Origin of the sequence: Candidatus Burkholderia verschuerenii, assembly GCF_001189365.1 — a bacterium.
Lineage (GTDB): Bacteria > Pseudomonadota > Gammaproteobacteria > Burkholderiales > Burkholderiaceae > Caballeronia > Caballeronia verschuerenii.
Genome location: NZ_LFJJ01000349.1, coordinates 1 through 1,745 on the forward strand (window position 1 = coordinate 1; position 1,745 = coordinate 1,745).

At 64.8% G+C, this 1,745-nt stretch carries 2 protein-coding genes; both read right to left on the minus strand.

Translation table 11 applies throughout. The features are described from left to right. A partial coding sequence (locus BVER_RS28750; protein WP_370444289.1) for a nicotinate-nucleotide diphosphorylase occupies positions 1 to 415 on the minus strand: 415 nt, incomplete at its 3' end. Beyond that, positions 412 to 1,539: a quinolinate synthase NadA gene (gene nadA, locus BVER_RS28755; RefSeq protein WP_050456125.1), complete on the minus strand. Its 1,128-nt coding sequence runs from the start codon at positions 1,537 to 1,539 to the stop codon at positions 412 to 414. The genes nadA and BVER_RS28750, both read right to left, overlap by 4 nt. Positions 1,540 to 1,745: the final 206 nt, after the last annotated feature.

Genomic DNA, 1,745 nt, shown 5'->3' on the forward strand with positions numbered 1-1,745 from the left:
GCGCGCGCGCGCCTTCGATCGAATCGACATAACGGCGCGTCGCGCTCGCCACGCCCGACAGCAGTTGCAGAAAGTTTAGGCCGTTGCGCTCCGCCGTCAGCAGCGAGCGCGCCGGGCCGTGCAGCAGCACGACGGGCGTATTCGCCGCCATCCGGTCGCCTTCGCGATACTGCCATTCCACTTCGATCGACGGATCGACGCGCCGCATCACCTCGTCGAACCACGGCGCGCCGCACAGCACCGCGTCCTCGCGCACGATGATGCGCGCCGTGCGACGCACATCGGCCGGGACGAGACGGCCGGTGTGATCGCCGCCGCCGACATCTTCCGCGAGCGCATCGACGACATTGCGTGCCAGCGCGTCTTCGAACGCGTCGCCGTATTGCGCGCGGACTTCTTCGAAAATCGTCATCATGCGGGTCCTACGTGGGTGAACAATGAACCGTCTTTCGCGAGATCGCCGCTCGCCTGCACGCGGCGCTTGTGACGCGCGGCGAAGTCCAGCATGCGGTCGATCGGCACGCGCGCGCGTTCGCCAATGGCTGCATCGACGTGAATCTCGTTGTGGCCGCGTTCCAGCACGTCGGCGAGATTGGCGAGGCCGTTCATCGCCATCCACGGACAATGCGCGCAACTCTTGCAGGTCGCGCTGTTGCCGGCCGTCGGCGCGGCGATAAAGGTCTTGCCGGGTGCGGCGATCTGCATCTTGTGCAGAATGCCGAGGTCGGTCGCGACGATAAAGCGCTGCGCGTCGAGTTTCACGGCGGCGTCGATCAACTGCGTGGTCGAACCGACGACATCCGCGAGCTTGACCACGCCTTCCGGCGATTCCGGATGCACGAGAATCTTCGCGTCGGAATATTCGTTACGCAGCAGATCGAGTTCGATGCCCTTGAATTCGTCGTGCACGAGACACGAGCCTTGCCACAGCAGCATGTCGGCGCCGGTCTTCTTCTGAATGTAGCTGCCGAGATGGCGATCCGGCGCCCAGAGGATTTTCTCGCCGCGCGCATGCAGATCGGCGACGATTTCCAGCCCGATCGACGACGTGACCATCCAATCCGCGCGCGCCTTCACGGCGGCGCTCGTATTCGCGTAGACCACGACCGTGCGGTCGGGATGCGCGTCGCAGAAAGCGGAGAATTCGTCGGCGGGACAACCGAGATCGAGCGAGCAGGTCGCGTCGAGATCGGGCATCAGCACGCGCTTGTCGGGGCTCAGGATTTTCGCAGTCTCGCCCATGAAACGCACGCCCGCGACGACCAGCGTCTTCGCCGCGTGATCGCGCCCGAAGCGCGCCATTTCCAGCGAATCGGCGACGCAGCCGCCGGTTTCGTCGGCGAGTTCTTGCAATTCGGCATCGACGTAATAATGCGCGACGAGCACTGCCTGCTCGCGTTCGAGCAGCGCGCGAATGCGCTCCTTCAGCGCACGCTTTTCTTCCAGCGACGGCGTGTCGGGCACCCGCGCCCACGCCTCGCCGATGCCACACGTCAGGCCTTGCGGCCGGTCGTACTCGATGCTTCTGATCGCTTCCATGTTACGGTCCCTGCCTCCATGCGAACGACAACACGCGAAATCCGGCCGCCAAATCGGGATAGGGGCAGGCCTCGCGGCTCGACCCCTCCCACACCACCGTGCGTACGGGTCCGTACACGGCGGTTCGGATCAGTTGATCGGCGCTGGACCGACCGACGGCAGGCCCAGCGAACGGAAGTAACGATTGGACAACGCCTTGCTCAATG

What these genes read in the sequence shown, in the direction of transcription:
- nadA (WP_050456125.1), bottom strand. Translation starts at nt 1,539, where the DNA reads ATGGAAGCGATCAGAAGCATCGAGTACGACCGGCCGCAAGGCCTGACG.